1 protein-coding gene is annotated in these 1,033 nt (G+C 61.9%); it reads left to right on the top strand.

The genetic code is table 11. From position 1 onward, the window contains the following. A partial coding sequence (gene dusA / locus GIW79_RS29500; RefSeq protein WP_236477477.1) for a tRNA dihydrouridine(20/20a) synthase DusA occupies positions 1-966 on the top strand: 966 nt, incomplete at its 5' end. Positions 967-1,033: the final 67 nt, after the last annotated feature.

Consider the following 1,033-nt stretch of genomic DNA (forward strand, 5'->3'; position numbering starts at 1 on the left):
CTCTCCCGCCGCTTCTCCGTCGCCCCCATGATGGACTGGACCGACCGCCACTGCCGGTTCTTCCTGCGCCTGCTCTCCAAACACGCCCTGCTCTACACCGAGATGGTCACCACCGGCGCTATCCTCCACGGCGACCACGAGCGCTTCCTACGCCACAACGAAGCCGAGCACCCGCTGGCCCTCCAGTTGGGCGGCAGTGTCCCTGCCGATCTGGCCGCCTGCGCCCGCATGGCCGAAGCCGCGGGTTACGACGAAGTGAATCTGAACGTCGGTTGCCCCAGCGACCGGGTGCAGAACAACATGATCGGCGCGATCCTCATGGCGCACCCTGCCCTGGTGGCGGACTGTGTGAAGGCCATGCGCGATGCGGTGTCGATTCCGGTGACGGTGAAGCACCGTATCGGCATCAATGGGCGGGACAGTTATGCCCAGTTGTGTGATTTCGTCGGGACGGTGAAGGATGCTGGCTGCACCAGTTTTACCGTGCATGCGCGGATTGCGATTCTGGAGGGATTGTCGCCCAAGGAGAACCGGGACATTCCGCCGTTGCGTTATGACGTGGCGGCGCAGTTGAAGCGGGACTTTCCGGAGTTGGAGATTAATCTCAATGGTGGGATCAAGACGCTGGAGCAGTGCCAGGAGCATTTGCAGACGTTTGATGGGGTGATGCTGGGGCGGGAGGCTTATCACAATCCGTATTTGCTGGCGGAGGTGGATCAACAGCTGTTTGGCAGCACCGCGCCTGTGATCACCCGCGCTGAGGCGTTGGCGCAGTTGCGTCCGTATATAGCCGAGCACTTGGCGACAGGTGGCTCGATGCATCACATTACGCGCCATGTTCTGGGGCTGGGGACCGGTTTCCCGGGGGCGCGTAAGTTTCGGCAGTTGTTGTCGGTGGATATTCATAAGGCGGTTGATCCGTTGGCGTTGTTGGATCAGGCGGGGGAATTGTTGGAGGGGCGGTGACGGGTTGGGGGTCAGTGGGGGGATTTGGGGGTGGCAGGGTGGTTTTGCGAGCAAGCCCGGTCCCACA

The organism is Pseudomonas sp. PA-7-1E (assembly GCF_021605325.1).
GTDB classification, from domain to species: Bacteria; Pseudomonadota; Gammaproteobacteria; order Pseudomonadales; family Pseudomonadaceae; genus Aquipseudomonas; species Aquipseudomonas fluorescens_BV.